Genomic DNA, 14,143 nt, shown 5'->3' on the forward strand with positions numbered 1-14,143 from the left:
AGATTGATGCTGTAGACAAGATTGCACTCGCTATCCCCGTCGACCATTAACGCGAAACTGCTGTGGGGTGACATCAAAATAGGCTTTAAACGCTTTGATGTAGGAAGAGTCATTTTGATAGCCCACTTGATCGGCAATGCTTTGTATAGAAAGCTCTTCATCCAGTAAAGAGAGCGAATAAATCAGCCGAATTTGTTGCCGCCAAAGTTGAAAAGAGGTGTTGAACTCTTTGGAGAACAAGCGCGACAACGTTCGCTCGGATGCACCGACTTTCTCTCCCCACTGTTTGAGTGACCAATCCAATGCTGGCGTATCTGTCAGCGCTTCAAATATCAGCTTTAAGCGTCTATCTTCTGGCAGCAGTAACTGAAAGGTCTGCACGTTGTCTCTCATGATTTGATCGTGCAACACGCCAAGCAAGCGCGATACTTCCTCATCACTCACGACCCCTTTACATTGGCGGCGTATTTCCTGTAACAGCTCGTTTAAGAACGGCGTGAGTGTGATGGTTCTAACTTGATGCTCATACTCAGTACCGAACTTAGGGTTCAGATAGATACCTACAAATGTCGTATGGCTTAGCGCGATGGATTCATGTTGAATACCCGCAGGCACAAACAGCGCAGAAGTATGGGGCACAAGGTGCTGGTAATGATCAGTTTTGGTTTGCAATAGCCCTTTGAGCGGGAAGATGACTTGATGCCACGTGTGTTGGTGCATCGCGTCAATGTAACCTTTGGGCATGTCGATGGTCTTAACCAGTGCTGGTGAGTGAGGATTGGCAGCCATCATCTCATTGGAGGTCATAACACCGGAGTGAGAATCGATTTGGCGGGTTAGCATCATTAACTGTCCTTACATCCCTACTCTGACACAAGTTCACTAGGCTATCATGCTCGGCAAAGTGAATGAAGCCGTGAGGTGCGACGTATGCGATATCAAGTTGAAATATCCAAAGAAAACCAACTCTTATTCAAAGTCGATATTGATAACATCAACCAAGACAAGTGCGAAGCATCGCTCGAAACCGTGTTGACCAAGTTCCCTAAAACAGATGGTTATCAACGCCATGTGTTGGTTTCAGATAGCGAAACACGCTACTTAAAAAGCACAGAAAAACGCATTGAACTACTGGCAGCGATCCCGGTATTCAAATCATTGGGTGAACGATAACGTGGTTTTGTCTCATGCAGTTTGGCAAAAGATAAGGAAAGAACATGAAGAAGTTAGGCGTAGTTAACAGCGTATTAGCAGGTAAAACCGTTGCCTTTGCACACGGTGCGAAAAGTGCGATTAACAAACAGGTTCTGCCGCAGCGTCAGCATGCAACAGAACTGGGTTTTACCAATGATGAACAAGGCGATCCACGCTTTCATGGTGGGATTCAAAAAGCCCTTCATATTTACCCAAGCGAGCACTATCCGGTTTGGCAACAAGAGTTGGGCGACAAAGCGATTTTCCAATCAGCTGGCGCGTTCGGTGAGAACTTAAGCTCAAGCGGCGTAACAGAAGCGTCCATTTGCTTGAAAGATAAAATCCGCATCGGCTCAACCTTATTGGAAGTGTCACAAGGGCGCATGCCTTGCTGGAAACTCAACGTCCGCTTCGAGCAAAACGACATGGCGAGAAGACTGCAAGACACGCTTCGAACAGGCTGGTACTTCCGAGTGTTACAAGAAGGCGATATCGGTGCAGGTGACGAGATTATTCTGTGCGAAAGACCTTACCCAGACTGGTCTCTGGCTCGCATAATGGGCGCAGTATTTACTGGTTGCCTAGATAAAACAGAGCTAAGCCAACTGGCGGAGCTTCCATTGGTTGAATCTTGGGGCAAGCTGATCGAACGCCGCTTAGAAACAGGCGAAGTAGAAGATTGGGAAATGCGTTTGGTTGGTCCAACGACTAAGTAGTTTTAAGCACTCCCCTAAAGTCATCAACAAGAGAATAATTAACCATTCATCACTATATACGTTCATTGATGCCGCTATGAGGAGCTTTATCTCATAGCCAAGCCTATCACCATGCCCTCAATTATTCTGGGCATGGTTTTTCTTATTTTGAAGCTCCATTCATTCCTATTATCTTCACCATTACATTCTTCAGTCATACACCATCATGACACTTCCATACGCTCTGCTGATAGAGAGTTACACACTCGTTTTGTACACTGTTCAAAATCAAATGATTAGGGCAGAGTAATGAACAAAACACTTATCGCATTATTAACGCTAACTGCAGCAGGCACAGCGACTGCAGGTGACACTTACATTCGTAACGGTAACATCTACAATAACGAAGGCGGCTGGATGGTAGAAGCTGGCGTGGTACACGCGAGCGATCTTTTCAAAGACCAAAAACACAACACTGCACCAGTCCTAAACGGTGGCTACCACGGTGAAGACTTCAACGCAGATTTAGGTGGTATCAACTACCGTTTCCTTGGTGACAACGATGAACTACTGAACATGAGCGCTTACGTGGTAGGTAGCGGTGTACCTCGTGATAGCGATGTAGCGAAGAGCTTAAAAGGAACGAAACGACGTGATATCGCGATCGATCTAGGTTTGAACGCAGATTTCAGACTTGATCCAAACAACGTGATTTCAACTTATCTACAACATGATGTATCAGGCGCTTACAAAGGCTTCCAAGGTGGGGCAACTTACTTCCATATCATGAATATCGGTAATGTTGATTTCGTACCATTTGCGAGCGTGTCTTACCAAAGCAAAGATTACGTTGATTACTACTTCGGCGTAACAGACAAAGAAGCACGTGCAAACCGCAAAGCATACAAAGGCGACGCAACCGTAAACTACGGTTTAGGTTACAAACTGGTAGTGCCAATCACTGAGCACTGGCAAATCAGCCAAGTATCACAATACACGCGTCTAGGTAGCGGCATCAGCGATTCTTCTATCGTAGACAGTGCAAACCAATGGGCAGTAGGCGCGACAGTTTCTTACAACTTCTAAGCACTACCCCTGTTTAGACACTCACTCCATTTAATTAAACAGCCATCATTACGATGGCTTTCTGTTTATTTGGTTTTGTTCATTTCGCTTTAGGCGCTTGGCGTTTCGGCTTGCCTTGGAACTGCTTAATGCTCTTTTTGGCATTGGTTCGACGATTGGCTTTTTTATCACGTGGGGCGCGTTTGCTTTCTCCTGTTGATGGCTTATCCGTTACTGGGAAACCTTCTAGGTCTTGCGTTGGCAATTCACGTTGAGTCAGGTTACGAATCGCGGTAAGCGCTTCGGCTTCGCCATGGCAGACCAATGACATTGCGATACCTTGCTCGCCTGCACGAGCTGTACGTCCAACTCGGTGAACGTAAGTCTCTGCGTGCATTGGCAACTCAAAGTTAATCACCACCGGCAGTTGCTCGATGTGAATACCGCGAGCTAATAGATCGGTAGCGATCAACACCTGTGTTTGCCCGGACTTAAACTGCGCCAACGCTTCTTCTCGCTCTGCTTGGCTCTTATTACCGTGCAGCGCATTGGTTGTAATTCCAGCTTTGTTCAATTTCTTCGCCAAACCATCAGCGTTCTCTTTCGCGCCAATAAATACCAATACCTGCGCCCATGCATTTTGCTTGATAAGTTCAATCAAGGCTTTGGTTTTACTGCCTTTGTTGACGAGATATAGCGTCTCAGCAATATCTTGATTGGTGCTGTTTTCTTGATGCGCTGCTACCTGTTTTGGTGCATGCATCAGCTGCTTGGCTTTGCCCTTCAACTCATCTGAAAACGTTGCTGAGAACATCGCAGTTTGACGCTGGTTTGAAGTCTGCCCTGCAATATTTTGCACGTCAGGCCAAAAGCCCATATCCAACAAGCGATCCGCTTCATCCAACACTAGGTAATGGATATTACTCAGCTCCAAACCGTTGTTCGCCAGATCAACTAAACGACCTGTTGTCGCAACAAGAATATTAGGGGCTGCCGCAAGCGCTTGTAGTTGCAACTCTTTATCCACGCCACCACACAAACATACTGCTTTAAGACCAACAGATTGACCAACTTGGTTAATCGCCTCGCTCACTTGTGTCGCCAACTCACGTGTTGGTACTAGAATCAGTGCTTTTTGCTCTGGACTTACACTTAGCTTTTCCAACAAAGGCAAACCATACGCAAGGGTTTTGCCGCTGCCCGTGTTTGCTAATGCCAATACGTCTTTACCACTGAGTAGCTCAGGAATTGCCAAAGCCTGAATATCGGTTGGCTTAATGAAGTCTTTTGGCAGTGCGTGAATCAGCTCAGAACTCAAAGAGAGAGTAAAAAATGGCATTAGCTTAACCTTGTGCTTTTGGTTGAAGATACAGTACAACAATATAGATGTGGTAAATCGCAGGCGCGGACTTTACCACAATCCAGTCAACGAACAATCCCATTTTAGAAGAGGAAGTCTGCAAACATCGTTGTTTTTTAATGCCTCAAACCAAAACAGCGATTAGATTGCCGCTTGGTAGGTACCACGAATAGGGTAATCATTTTCTGGGTTACGGATAAACGCCAATCCTGAGAGCAAGACTTCTAGGTCAGGTCGAGCGAATGGACCGTTGGAAATATCGACTAACTGAACTTGTCCTTTACTGTTCACCACAAACAAACCTGGCTCTGCAAAGAGATGGTCTGTCTCTTTTTCTGAGCGAGGCTCCGAGATATACAAACCTAGCGTTTTCATTTGCTCTACTGTCAGACCAAAAGCGACTGGGAACGTGACGCTCAGTTGCTCCATATGCTGCTCTAGCTGTGCTTGGCTATCTGCGGAGACTGCCACGATGTCCATCCCGAGTTGTAAGAATCGCGCTTTTAGTGTCTCTAATTCGTTGAGGTAACGAGTACACAAAGGGCAGTGTTTGCCGCGGTAAACCACCACTAAGCGCCAATCGACATTCTCAGAAGGTGTACCCAGCTCGATAGTTTCGCCACTTAGCGTTGGCAGAGTGATAGAGGGGAACAAGTCACCTGCGGTAAATTTTGTGGTTGTCATTATTCAGTCCTATTTACTTCACGTTGTTTAAGATAAAACGAGCGCGACACAGGTTGGAGTGGAGAGCATTGTTGCCCTCACATGTCGCGCTCGAACTAACAGACCGGAGTTATCGTTGAATGTATTCGTAACTTTCGTCAGATTTGTTGCGTTTACCTACGTACTTATCTTCAAAGTTTGGGGACCACACTGCGCTCGCATCTTGGTTTTGGTTCCAATCAAAAGCGGTAAAACGGTGTACCATTTTCCAAACACCATCACGACGTTCAAAACGGTACAGGTGACGCCCACCTAAAATGCCTTCTTTGTCCACGCCATCTTCTTCATGCACGTGGTACGCCCACACATAGCTCTCTGCAGTTGCTGTATCACCATCTACTTCGATGAGAACGTTGCTGATGCGGTGCTGTGTAATTTTGATTGCTTCAAACCCTTTCATTGCTGGTTCAACAAAAGCGTGGGCATTGTCGTTATAGAAAAACAAATCTGGGAAGATTGGGTCTTGATGGTCTTCAATGGCATCTTCCCAGTAGGTGGACTTCATCAGATCTGCGTCCATACGATCTAAAGAGCGAGCATGACGGAAAATCACTTCAGTAATATCTTGTTTATCAAGTAGTAGTTGCAGTTTTTGTTGCATGTCCATAAGCGCCTCCATTGGCGAATCAATCTTGGTTAATCTTTCTTACCGATTTGTCTCTCGGCTTGGGATGTATCTTAGAACCAACCAATATCGACTAAAACTGAGCTACAATGACTAGCATCTATGCTTATTTGGAATAATTGAGAACACTAATGGACCAACTAAGTGCAATGCGCGCATTTGTTCGAGTAGTACAAACGGGCAGCTTTTCTGCCACAGGTCGTGAGATGAATACCTCACAAACGACGATCAGTAAAAAAGTGGCAGCGTTAGAGAAGAAAATCGGCGTCAAACTCCTCGCTCGAAGCAGTCGCGATCATGCTTTAACGCCTGCGGGCGCGAAGTATTATCAAACTTGCGTGGATATTTTAGGTGAACTGGATGAAGCCGAAGCAGAGGCAAGATCGGAGGTGGCTTCTCCACAGGGAACGATTCGCATCTCAGCACCAGTGGCGTTTGGTCGCATTCTGCTTGCCCCTATCATGGCAGAGTTTTTCCAACGTTATCCTGATATCAAGATGGATTTACAGCTCAGTGACCAGCACACCGACTTGATCAGTGATGGGATAGATGTCGCAATTCGAGCTAAACAACTGGAAGACTCGACGCTGATTGCGCGCCATTTGTTTGATAACCCAATGCTCGTTTTAGCCGCGCCGAATTATTTACAACAGCACGGTGAACCCAAAACTCCTGAAGACTTAAAACAACACAATTGTTTGGTTTATTCGCGGATGAAAGACATTAATGTATGGAGCTTTACCAAGCAAAATCAGAAACATGCCGTCGCGGTAAATGGTAATTTTCAAAGCGACAATGGGGATGTCTTACTAGAGGTCGCGTTAACCGGAATGGGGATTGTCATTCTTCCGATTTGGATGGTTGAACATCACTTAAAAGAAGGGCGACTGACGCAATTGATGAGCGACTACACAGGGCAAAATTTACCGTTCAATGCTGTGTACTTACAAAGCCGTTATACGCCTCTTAAGGTTCGTTGCTTGATTGATTATCTCAAAGAAAAGCTTCCCAACGGCGACTAGAAACAAGAAAAGCGCAGAGCCAAAACTCTGCGCTTTTAAAAGTGGTTTTACATTGTAAATCGTTATTTGGTATAGAAAGCGCGTTTTAGTGCCATTTCCAGACCGCGCACTTCAGCCAGGCCTTTCAAGCGACCGATGGCTGAGTAGCCTGGGTTGGTCTTCTTCTTCAAGTCATCCAGCATTTGATGACCATGGTCAGGGCGCATTGGGATCAAACGGTGATCGCCTACTTCTGCGCGGCGTTGTTCTTCATCCAAAATCGCCATCACTACGTTGTACATATCCACATCGCCATCTAGGTGCGCGGCTTCATGGAATGTCATCGGGTTGCTTTCTTCACGCTTGGTTGAACGCAAGTGAGTGAAGTAAACACGATCGCCATGCTTTTTGATCATCTTAACTAGGTCGTTATCACCACGCACACCGTAAGAACCGGTACACATGGTTAAACCGTTCATCTTGCTCGGTACTTTTTCGGTTAACCAGTCGATGTCTTCGATGGTTGAAACGATGCGCGGCAAACCAAGAATTGGGCGCGGTGGATCGTCTGGGTGTACGGCTAGCTTCAAACCATGCGCTTCACACACTGGCATTAACTCCGCCAAGAAGTACGCCATGTGCTCACGTAGTTTGTCTTTGCTGATACCAGCGTAGCGGTCCAATTGTGCTTGGAACTCTTCTAACGTGTAACCTTCTTCTGCACCTGGCAGACCAGCAATGATGTTGCTTGTCAGTTGTTGAATTTGCTCCGCCGTCATGTTGTTGAAGTACTCAAGCGCTTGAGCTTGCTCAGCTTCGGTGTAATCCGCCTCTGAGCCCGGGCGTTTAAGAATGTGCAGCTCAAATGCGGCAAATGCGATTTGGTCAAAGCGTAGCGCTTTAGAGCCATCCGGCATTTCAAATTCTAGGTCAGTACGTGTCCAGTCGAGTACTGGCATAAAGTTGTAGCAGACCGTATCTACGCCGCACTCTGCTAGATTACGCAACGTTTGTTTGTAGTTGTCGATCCACTGTTGGAAGTTGCCCGTCTGAGTTTTGATTTCTTCGTGAACAGGAACACTTTCAACCACCGACCACGTTAAGCCTTTCTCTTCGATGATGGCTTTACGCTTTAAAATCTCTTCTTTTGACCACACTTCACCATTTGGAATGTGGTGTAAGGCATTCACGATGCCTGTTGCGCCAGCTTGACGGATGTCGTCAAGAGATACAGGGTCGTTCGGACCGTACCAACGCCAAGTTTGTTCCATATCGATACCTTTCATTCTTACTATTCAACATGGAGAAGAGTTATGCCTACCGTACTTTGATTAATGGTATACCAATAACAACATCCCCCAAACGCACAGAAATACTGATACTTAGGCTATAATCAGTCAAACACCAACATACAATTGATTGACCAAAATCACGAAAAACACCCCAAATTTGGCATACCAAAGCATTTGTGATCACAATCACGCATACCAAATTCAATTTAAACTTATAATGCGGGATATCAATTTCGTTGGGCAGACTATATATATCCAGCGATAAAAAGAAGTTAAAGGTTCATAGAAGTAATAAATCACCAATTTTATTTTGGTAAACCAATTATCAAAATGAGCGTTTAACAATTAGATTTAAGACACTTTTAGCACCGCTGACCGCATGCCGTGTTTAGATGGAGAACACAATGACCACGCTTTCTACTGACCGTTTTACTCAATTAACTCAGCCAACCTTCTCACGCTCTAACCTCAAGAGCCGTATTGTCCACTTAGGTTTTGGCGCATTCCATCGAGCACACCAGGCATTATTTACAAATGAGATGCTTGAAAAAACGGGCAGTGATTGGGGTATTTGTGAAATCAATTTGTTTGGTGGTGAAGAGCTTATCACTCAATTGCGAGCACAAGATCACCTTTACACCGTTGCAGAAAAAGGGGCGAAATCAACCGAAGTAAAATTGATAGGCTCAGTAACCGAGTCTCTTCACCCGACTCTTGACGGTAAGGAAGCGGTGTTAAGTAAAATGGTCGAAGAGCAAGTAGCCATCGTATCCATGACAATCACTGAAAAAGGTTACTGTGCAGACCCTGCGACAGGTCGATTAGACAAAACAAATCCTCTGATTCAACAAGACCTAGCAACACCTCACTCTCCAAGCTCAGCCATTGGTTATATCGTTGAAGCCCTAAGGTTACGTAAACAAGCCGGACTTAAACCATTCACTGTGATGTCTTGTGACAACGTACAAGAGAACGGTCACGTTGCAAGAGCTGCAATCCTAGATTTTGCACAACTCATAGATATTGAGCTGGCCGGATGGATTGAAGCAAATGTTTCTTTCCCATGCACCATGGTTGACCGTATTGTTCCAGCCGCAACTCCTGAGACACTACAAGAGATCGCCAAACTGATTGGCCATCAGGACCCATGCGGCATTGCCTGTGAGCCTTTCCGTCAATGGGTTATCGAAGACAACTTTGTAAACGGTCGCCCTGCATGGAATGTCGCTGGCGCGGAATTTGTTAAAGATGTCGTCCCATTTGAAGAGATGAAGCTTCGCATGCTCAATGGGAGCCACTCATTCTTGGCTTATTTAGGTTACTTGGGTGGCTATGAGCACATCTCTGACACCATGACCAATGAAAACTATCGCAAAGCCGCACTGGATATGATGTTAAAAGCACAGGCTCCAACCCTATCAATGCCAGAAGGTACCGATCTTGAAGCATACGCAAAACTGCTAATTGAACGTTTCACAAACCCAAGCCTAAAACACCAAACTTGGCAAATTGCGATGGACGGAAGCCAAAAAATTCCTCAACGCATGGGCGGCTCCCTACGATTCCACCTTGCCAATCAAACTGATTACCGCTGGCTTGCTATGGGGATCGCTGGATGGATGCGTTATACCGCAGGCACTGATGAAAAAGGTCAAGAAATCGACGTGAGAGATCCAATGAGAGAAAAATTCCAGACTATCTTTGCCGAACATGGCATTGACACTTCTATCGTCAAAGAACTGTTGTCTATCGAAGCGATTTTTGGCACCGACCTCATCAAAAACGAAAGCTTTGTTAAAGAAGTGACCAAAGCATTTCAGCTTATCCTGACTAAAGGCGCTCGTGCAGCGGTCGCTACGCTTTAATTCAAACTGCCCAAGCAGACTTTGATTTTTGCTTGGGCTGGAGATCTCTTATGAAAACCTTTTTATGTGAAGACTTTTTGTTAGAAACAGACGTCGCGCGCGATCTTTACCATAACTGCGCGAAACACCTTCCTATTTATGACTATCACTGTCACTTAAATCCAAAAGACGTAGCCGAAAACCGCCGATTTGAAAACCTCAGCCAAATTTGGTTAGAAGGCGATCACTATAAATGGCGAGCAATGCGTGCAGCCGGTATCCCTGAAACACAAATTACAGGTGACGCATCTGACCTTGCAAAGTTTCAAGCATGGGCCAAGACTGTCCCGCAAACCTTAGGGAACCCACTTTATCATTGGACTCACCTTGAACTTAGACGCCCTTTTGGTATCTCAGGCATCTTATTTGGTCCAGAGAGTGCCGACTCCATTTGGCATCATGGTAATGAGCTATTGCAGTCGGCTGACTTCTCCGCGCGTGGCATTATGAAGCAAATGAACGTCGTGATGGCGGGCACCACCGACGATCCGATTCATACCTTAGAACATCACAAAGCAATCGCAGCAGAGAAGAACTTTGATATTGAGGTTGCACCAAGTTGGCGCCCAGATCGAGCATTCAAAATAGAGCTAGATGGCTTTAATGAGTACATGTCATTACTTGGTGAGACTGCAGACATCGAAATTCGTCGCTTTTCAGACCTTCTGCAAGCACTTGAAATTCGTCTTGATTATTTTGCGTTGCATGGTTGCCGCGCAGCTGATCACGGTATTGAAGTGGTTCGTTACGCTCCAATCCCTAACGAAAGTGATCTTGATGAGATTCTTAACCGCCGTCTCGGCAATCAAACTCTCAGCGAAGTAGAGATCAACCAATTTACCACAGCTGTTCAAGTATGGCTTGGCAAGCAATACGCTAAACGCGGTTGGGTTATGCAGCTGCACATTGGGGCTCAACGCAATAACAGCTCACGTATGTTTGCTTTGTTAGGAGCAGATGCAGGTTTCGATTCCATTGGCGATCGTCCTTTTGCTTTCGAGCTCGCACACATCCTTGATGAAATGGATCAATCCAATGAGCTACCTAAAACTATCCTGTACTGCCTAAACCCAAGAGACAACGAGATGATGGCAACCATGATTGGTAACTTCCAAGGCGGTGGCGTAGCAGGCAAGATCCAGTTTGGCTCTGGTTGGTGGTTTAACGATCAAAAAGACGGAATGGAAAGGCAAATGCAGCAGCTTTCTCAGCTAGGGTTGTTAAGCCACTTTGTGGGCATGCTGACTGACTCTCGCTCATTCTTGTCATACACACGCCACGAATATTTCCGTCGAATTCTATGCAATTTGATTGGGAAATGGGTTGTAAAAGGTGAAGTACCAAATGACATCAAGCTACTGAGTCAAATGGTTGAAAACGTGTGTTACTTCAATGCGAAGCGTTACTTCACCCTACCAGGAGAGCAAGTATGAAACGTATCGCGATTATTGGGGAGTGCATGATTGAGTTGAATGGCGAGCCTTTTGGGCCCATGCAACAAGCCTACGGCGGGGACTCACTCAACAGCGCAATTTATTTAGCTCGCACTACAGACAAGCAGATCGATATTCAATACGTTTCTGCACTTGGGCAAGATGCTGTTAGCCACGGCATGATCGAGCGATGGCAACGCGAAGGTATCAACACCGATTTAGTCTTACGTGATGACAAACGTCAACCCGGGTTATACCTAATCCAACTAGATAGTGAAGGTGAGAGAACGTTTCTCTACTGGCGCAATCAATCCGCCGCTCGATACCTACTGCAACACCCTAACTTTCCTTGTGTTGAACAGGCTCTGCCTCACGTTGATATGGTGTATTTGAGTGGTATCAGCTTAGCGGTGTTGCCTCGTGATGATCGAACGCGATTGATAGGCCTGTTAACCCAACTTAAATCGCAAGGTGTCGAAATAGCCTTTGATACCAATTATCGTCCAGCGCTTTGGGAAAAAGCAGAGGAAGCTCGTTATTTCTATCGTCAAATGTTTGAGATTACCGATCTTGCTTTGGTTACCAATGATGATGAGCAAAACCTCTGGGGTGACAAAAATGAAACAGCATCACTCCAAAGATTAAAAGACCAAGGCGTAAAACAAGTTGCGTTAAAGATGGGGTCAAAAGGAAATATTTTCTGTAATTTCAAAAACAATGAAATCTTAGAAATTCCTACTCAACCGATAGAAAAAGTTATTGATACAACCTCTGCTGGTGACTCATTTAATGCCGGTTTTTTGGCTGGTTGGTTGCTGGGCAAGACCCCGACAATTTGTTCAGAGCAAGGGCATCGACTAGCAGGGTTAGTGATACAACACAAAGGTGCAATCATTCCGGCTGACACCATGCAGCACATTCAGTTTTCTCGATGATATTTAAAGGATAATAGAAATGAAAACCATCACAGAGCAACTTGCTGAAATCAAAGTAATTCCAGTGATTGCCATCGACCGAGCAGAAGACATTATTCCTCTAGGTAAAGCACTGGCTGAAAACGGCCTCCCGGCAGCAGAAATTACCTTTCGTTCCGATGCTGCTGTAGAAGCTATTCGCCTATTAAGAGAAGCACGACCAGACATGTTAATCGGTGCCGGCACTGTATTAAACAGAGAACAAGCAATCGCGGCCAAAGAAGCTGGCGCTACATTTGTTGTTTCTCCTGGCTTGAACCCAAACACGGTTAAAGCCTGCCAGGAAATTGGTATAGATATCGTCCCAGGAGTCAATAACCCAAGCGCGGTTGAAGCGGCACTTGAGCTAGGCATTACTACCGTTAAGTTCTTCCCTGCTGAAGCTTCTGGCGGTATCAACATGTTGAAATCGCTTCTAGCACCTTATACACAGATCCAAGTGATGCCGACAGGAGGCATAAATCCTAACAACGTAAATGATTACCTAAGCCTTGACCGAGTCATCGCATGTGGTGGTACGTGGATGGTTGACAAGAAAATGATCAATGAAGGGCGCTGGGACGAAATTGCCAAGCTTACTCGCGAAGCCGCTCAACTGGTCACTCAATAAAGAACACAACCCATGTGGCTGTGCTCATTTTAAAATACTTCCTAGTAATCTCGCTCCACTCAAGGCTTCCACTTTCATTGGAAGCCTTTTTTGCCCAAGACAACTTATGAAAATCGCTTTTTTATATACATTGCGCGCCAACATCACTCTCTTCCAACCCTATATTGAAACACTTCTCTGCTCACCAGACATACAAACAAAAAACTTCCTTGATGAGTCATTGCTCGACCATGCTATGGGTAATATGCCATCTAAAAAGATAGAAAAACTCGTTCATGCAGCAATCAGAAACATCGATAACCAAGGCTTTGACCTCATTGTTTGCACTTGCTCAAGTATTGGTGAATATGCAGAAACCAGCCCAGTACAGAATGCAAAGGTAGTCCGCATCGATAAACCAATGGCAATGAAAGCGGTCAAATTTAGAAACATCCATATTCTTGCAACGGCAGAGAGTACCGTCGAGCCGACCTATAAACTGGTGTGCCAATGTGCTGCAGATGACCCCCTCTCAGTTTGTGAGAAGATAGACGTCACAATCGTACCCAACGCTTGGCATTACTATAATAACGGCGATCATGGTGCGTATATTGACGCCATATCCAACACCATCGAATCAATACTAGAAAGCGCCCCTTCCAATAGCGTGATTCTACTTGCTCAGGCTTCTATGGCTCCTGCCGCAACCTTCAGCCACCCATTCATACCTGTCATCGCTAGCCCCATAATGGGAGTTCAGTCACTCGCAAACTGACGACTGAGCAAAACCGGCATTAAAAAGCCCCTTTGTCATCGGCGATGGCAAAAGGGCTTTCTTTAGCATCAAGTTAAACAGGCATTAAGTGTCCATTTTTTTGATGCATATTCGGAATAAATCCGAGCTTATCGGTAGAGATCTTTTTGCCATCCGGCAACAAAACATGAGTCAGAGACCACAATACACAGCCAGTGGGTAGATTTAACAAGCTACGAACTTGACTGTAAACCCGGCCATCGTCATATGCTTCAGTGATGGGGAATGCTCCTCCTTGCCACGCGTTCAAAATGCAAGTTTGGCTAGCATCTAATTTGAGATATAACATCTCCGGCTCTGTATCTTTTACGATCTTCATACACAAACGTGTAGTTTCATCTTCTTGTTTTTCAATCCACAATCGATGTGGAATCTGTTCGTCAGTCCAGTTCAGTACATTGGCAAAGTTATTCATTTTCAGTCCTAACCATTTTGTGTGCCTATTAGGAGCACCTATCCTTTTTGCACCCATTC

The 14,143-nt window shown here is 45.4% G+C and carries 15 protein-coding genes; 9 read left to right on the forward strand and 6 right to left on the reverse strand.

All coding sequences use genetic code 11. The annotated features are described in order from the left end of the window. Positions 1–30: 30 nt before the first annotated feature. Positions 31–846: an AraC family transcriptional regulator gene (locus BSZ04_RS03825; protein WP_088879594.1), complete on the reverse strand. Its 816-nt coding sequence runs from the start codon at positions 844–846 to the stop codon at positions 31–33. Positions 847–930: 84 nt separating this feature from the next. Between BSZ04_RS03825 and BSZ04_RS03830 the strand changes: the two genes are divergently transcribed. The 3 genes from BSZ04_RS03830 (at position 931) to ompV (ending at position 2,975) form a co-directional block, all read left to right on the forward strand. Beyond that, on the forward strand, positions 931–1,173 hold the full coding sequence (locus BSZ04_RS03830; protein ID WP_010453774.1) for a hypothetical protein: 243 nt from the start codon (positions 931–933) through the stop codon (positions 1,171–1,173). A 44-nt stretch (positions 1,174–1,217) separates the two neighbouring features. Beyond that, positions 1,218–1,910, forward strand: a complete 693-nt coding sequence (locus BSZ04_RS03835) for an MOSC domain-containing protein (protein ID WP_088879595.1) — start codon at positions 1,218–1,220, stop codon at positions 1,908–1,910. 288 nt (positions 1,911–2,198) lie between these two features. Further along, positions 2,199–2,975, forward strand: coding sequence for an outer membrane protein OmpV (gene ompV, locus BSZ04_RS03840; protein WP_071236364.1), 777 nt, complete (start codon positions 2,199–2,201; stop codon positions 2,973–2,975). Positions 2,976–3,054: 79 nt separating this feature from the next. On the opposite strand, the gene BSZ04_RS03845 is transcribed toward ompV, so the two are convergent. The 3 genes from BSZ04_RS03845 to BSZ04_RS03855 all read right to left on the reverse strand — a co-directional run bounded on the left by BSZ04_RS03845 (position 3,055) and on the right by BSZ04_RS03855 (position 5,644). Beyond that, positions 3,055–4,293: a DEAD/DEAH box helicase gene (locus BSZ04_RS03845; RefSeq protein WP_088879596.1), complete on the reverse strand. Its 1,239-nt coding sequence runs from the start codon at positions 4,291–4,293 to the stop codon at positions 3,055–3,057. A gap of 162 nt (positions 4,294–4,455) precedes the next feature. Continuing rightward, positions 4,456–4,998, reverse strand: coding sequence for a peroxiredoxin-like family protein (locus BSZ04_RS03850; protein ID WP_088879597.1), 543 nt, complete (start codon positions 4,996–4,998; stop codon positions 4,456–4,458). Between the two features lie 109 nt (positions 4,999–5,107). Continuing rightward, positions 5,108–5,644: a nuclear transport factor 2 family protein gene (locus BSZ04_RS03855; protein WP_045371379.1), complete on the reverse strand. Its 537-nt coding sequence runs from the start codon at positions 5,642–5,644 to the stop codon at positions 5,108–5,110. A 149-nt stretch (positions 5,645–5,793) separates the two neighbouring features. Between BSZ04_RS03855 and BSZ04_RS03860 the strand changes: the two genes are divergently transcribed. After that, positions 5,794–6,684, forward strand: a complete 891-nt coding sequence (locus BSZ04_RS03860; protein ID WP_088879598.1) for a LysR family transcriptional regulator — start codon at positions 5,794–5,796, stop codon at positions 6,682–6,684. A gap of 62 nt (positions 6,685–6,746) precedes the next feature. Here the strand turns inward: BSZ04_RS03860 and uxuA are convergent, their stop codons facing one another. Next, positions 6,747–7,934, reverse strand: a complete 1,188-nt coding sequence (uxuA, locus tag BSZ04_RS03865) for a mannonate dehydratase (protein ID WP_088879599.1) — start codon at positions 7,932–7,934, stop codon at positions 6,747–6,749. 425 nt (positions 7,935–8,359) lie between these two features. Between uxuA and BSZ04_RS03870 the strand changes: the two genes are divergently transcribed. From BSZ04_RS03870 to BSZ04_RS03890, 5 genes are all read left to right on the forward strand, one after another. After that, positions 8,360–9,820, forward strand: a complete 1,461-nt coding sequence (locus BSZ04_RS03870; protein WP_088879600.1) for a fructuronate reductase — start codon at positions 8,360–8,362, stop codon at positions 9,818–9,820. Positions 9,821–9,870: 50 nt separating this feature from the next. Next, positions 9,871–11,292, forward strand: a complete 1,422-nt coding sequence (gene uxaC, locus BSZ04_RS03875; RefSeq protein WP_088879601.1) for a glucuronate isomerase — start codon at positions 9,871–9,873, stop codon at positions 11,290–11,292. Next, complete coding sequence (locus tag BSZ04_RS03880) at positions 11,289–12,227, forward strand: sugar kinase (RefSeq protein ID WP_088879602.1); 939 nt, start codon at positions 11,289–11,291, stop codon at positions 12,225–12,227. The genes uxaC and BSZ04_RS03880 overlap by 4 nt, the downstream gene beginning before the upstream one ends. A gap of 19 nt (positions 12,228–12,246) precedes the next feature. After that, positions 12,247–12,876: a bifunctional 4-hydroxy-2-oxoglutarate aldolase/2-dehydro-3-deoxy-phosphogluconate aldolase gene (locus tag BSZ04_RS03885; RefSeq protein ID WP_088879603.1), complete on the forward strand. Its 630-nt coding sequence runs from the start codon at positions 12,247–12,249 to the stop codon at positions 12,874–12,876. A 106-nt stretch (positions 12,877–12,982) separates the two neighbouring features. After that, a complete protein-coding gene (locus tag BSZ04_RS03890) occupies positions 12,983–13,630 on the forward strand; it encodes a hypothetical protein (protein WP_088879604.1) in 648 nt (215 codons plus the stop codon). A 73-nt stretch (positions 13,631–13,703) separates the two neighbouring features. Here BSZ04_RS03890 and BSZ04_RS03895 read toward each other — a convergent pair whose 3' ends face one another. Continuing rightward, positions 13,704–14,084, reverse strand: coding sequence for a hypothetical protein (locus BSZ04_RS03895; RefSeq protein WP_088880235.1), 381 nt, complete (start codon positions 14,082–14,084; stop codon positions 13,704–13,706). Positions 14,085–14,143 lie beyond the last annotated feature (59 nt).

Origin of the sequence: Vibrio rotiferianus, from assembly GCF_002214395.1 — a bacterium.
Lineage (GTDB): Bacteria > Pseudomonadota > Gammaproteobacteria > Enterobacterales > Vibrionaceae > Vibrio > Vibrio rotiferianus.

Excerpts from the sequence above, each read along its gene's own strand:
- BSZ04_RS03895 (WP_088880235.1), bottom strand. The coding sequence starts at position 14,084 with ATGAATAACTTTGCCAATGTACTGAACTGGACTGACGAACAGATTCCA.
- BSZ04_RS03890 (WP_088879604.1), top strand. The coding sequence starts at position 12,983 with ATGAAAATCGCTTTTTTATATACATTGCGCGCCAACATCACTCTCTTC.
- ompV (WP_071236364.1), top strand. The coding sequence starts at position 2,199 with ATGAACAAAACACTTATCGCATTATTAACGCTAACTGCAGCAGGCACA.
- BSZ04_RS03880 (WP_088879602.1), top strand. The coding sequence starts at position 11,289 with ATGAAACGTATCGCGATTATTGGGGAGTGCATGATTGAGTTGAATGGC.
- BSZ04_RS03845 (WP_088879596.1), bottom strand. The coding sequence starts at position 4,293 with ATGCCATTTTTTACTCTCTCTTTGAGTTCTGAGCTGATTCACGCACTG.
- BSZ04_RS03870 (WP_088879600.1), top strand. The coding sequence starts at position 8,360 with ATGACCACGCTTTCTACTGACCGTTTTACTCAATTAACTCAGCCAACC.
- BSZ04_RS03860 (WP_088879598.1), top strand. The coding sequence starts at position 5,794 with ATGGACCAACTAAGTGCAATGCGCGCATTTGTTCGAGTAGTACAAACG.
- BSZ04_RS03885 (WP_088879603.1), top strand. The coding sequence starts at position 12,247 with ATGAAAACCATCACAGAGCAACTTGCTGAAATCAAAGTAATTCCAGTG.
- BSZ04_RS03835 (WP_088879595.1), top strand. The coding sequence starts at position 1,218 with ATGAAGAAGTTAGGCGTAGTTAACAGCGTATTAGCAGGTAAAACCGTT.
- BSZ04_RS03850 (WP_088879597.1), bottom strand. The coding sequence starts at position 4,998 with ATGACAACCACAAAATTTACCGCAGGTGACTTGTTCCCCTCTATCACT.
- uxaC (WP_088879601.1), top strand. The coding sequence starts at position 9,871 with ATGAAAACCTTTTTATGTGAAGACTTTTTGTTAGAAACAGACGTCGCG.
- BSZ04_RS03830 (WP_010453774.1), top strand. The coding sequence starts at position 931 with ATGCGATATCAAGTTGAAATATCCAAAGAAAACCAACTCTTATTCAAA.
- BSZ04_RS03825 (WP_088879594.1), bottom strand. The coding sequence starts at position 846 with ATGATGCTAACCCGCCAAATCGATTCTCACTCCGGTGTTATGACCTCC.
- uxuA (WP_088879599.1), bottom strand. The coding sequence starts at position 7,934 with ATGGAACAAACTTGGCGTTGGTACGGTCCGAACGACCCTGTATCTCTT.
- BSZ04_RS03855 (WP_045371379.1), bottom strand. The coding sequence starts at position 5,644 with ATGGACATGCAACAAAAACTGCAACTACTACTTGATAAACAAGATATT.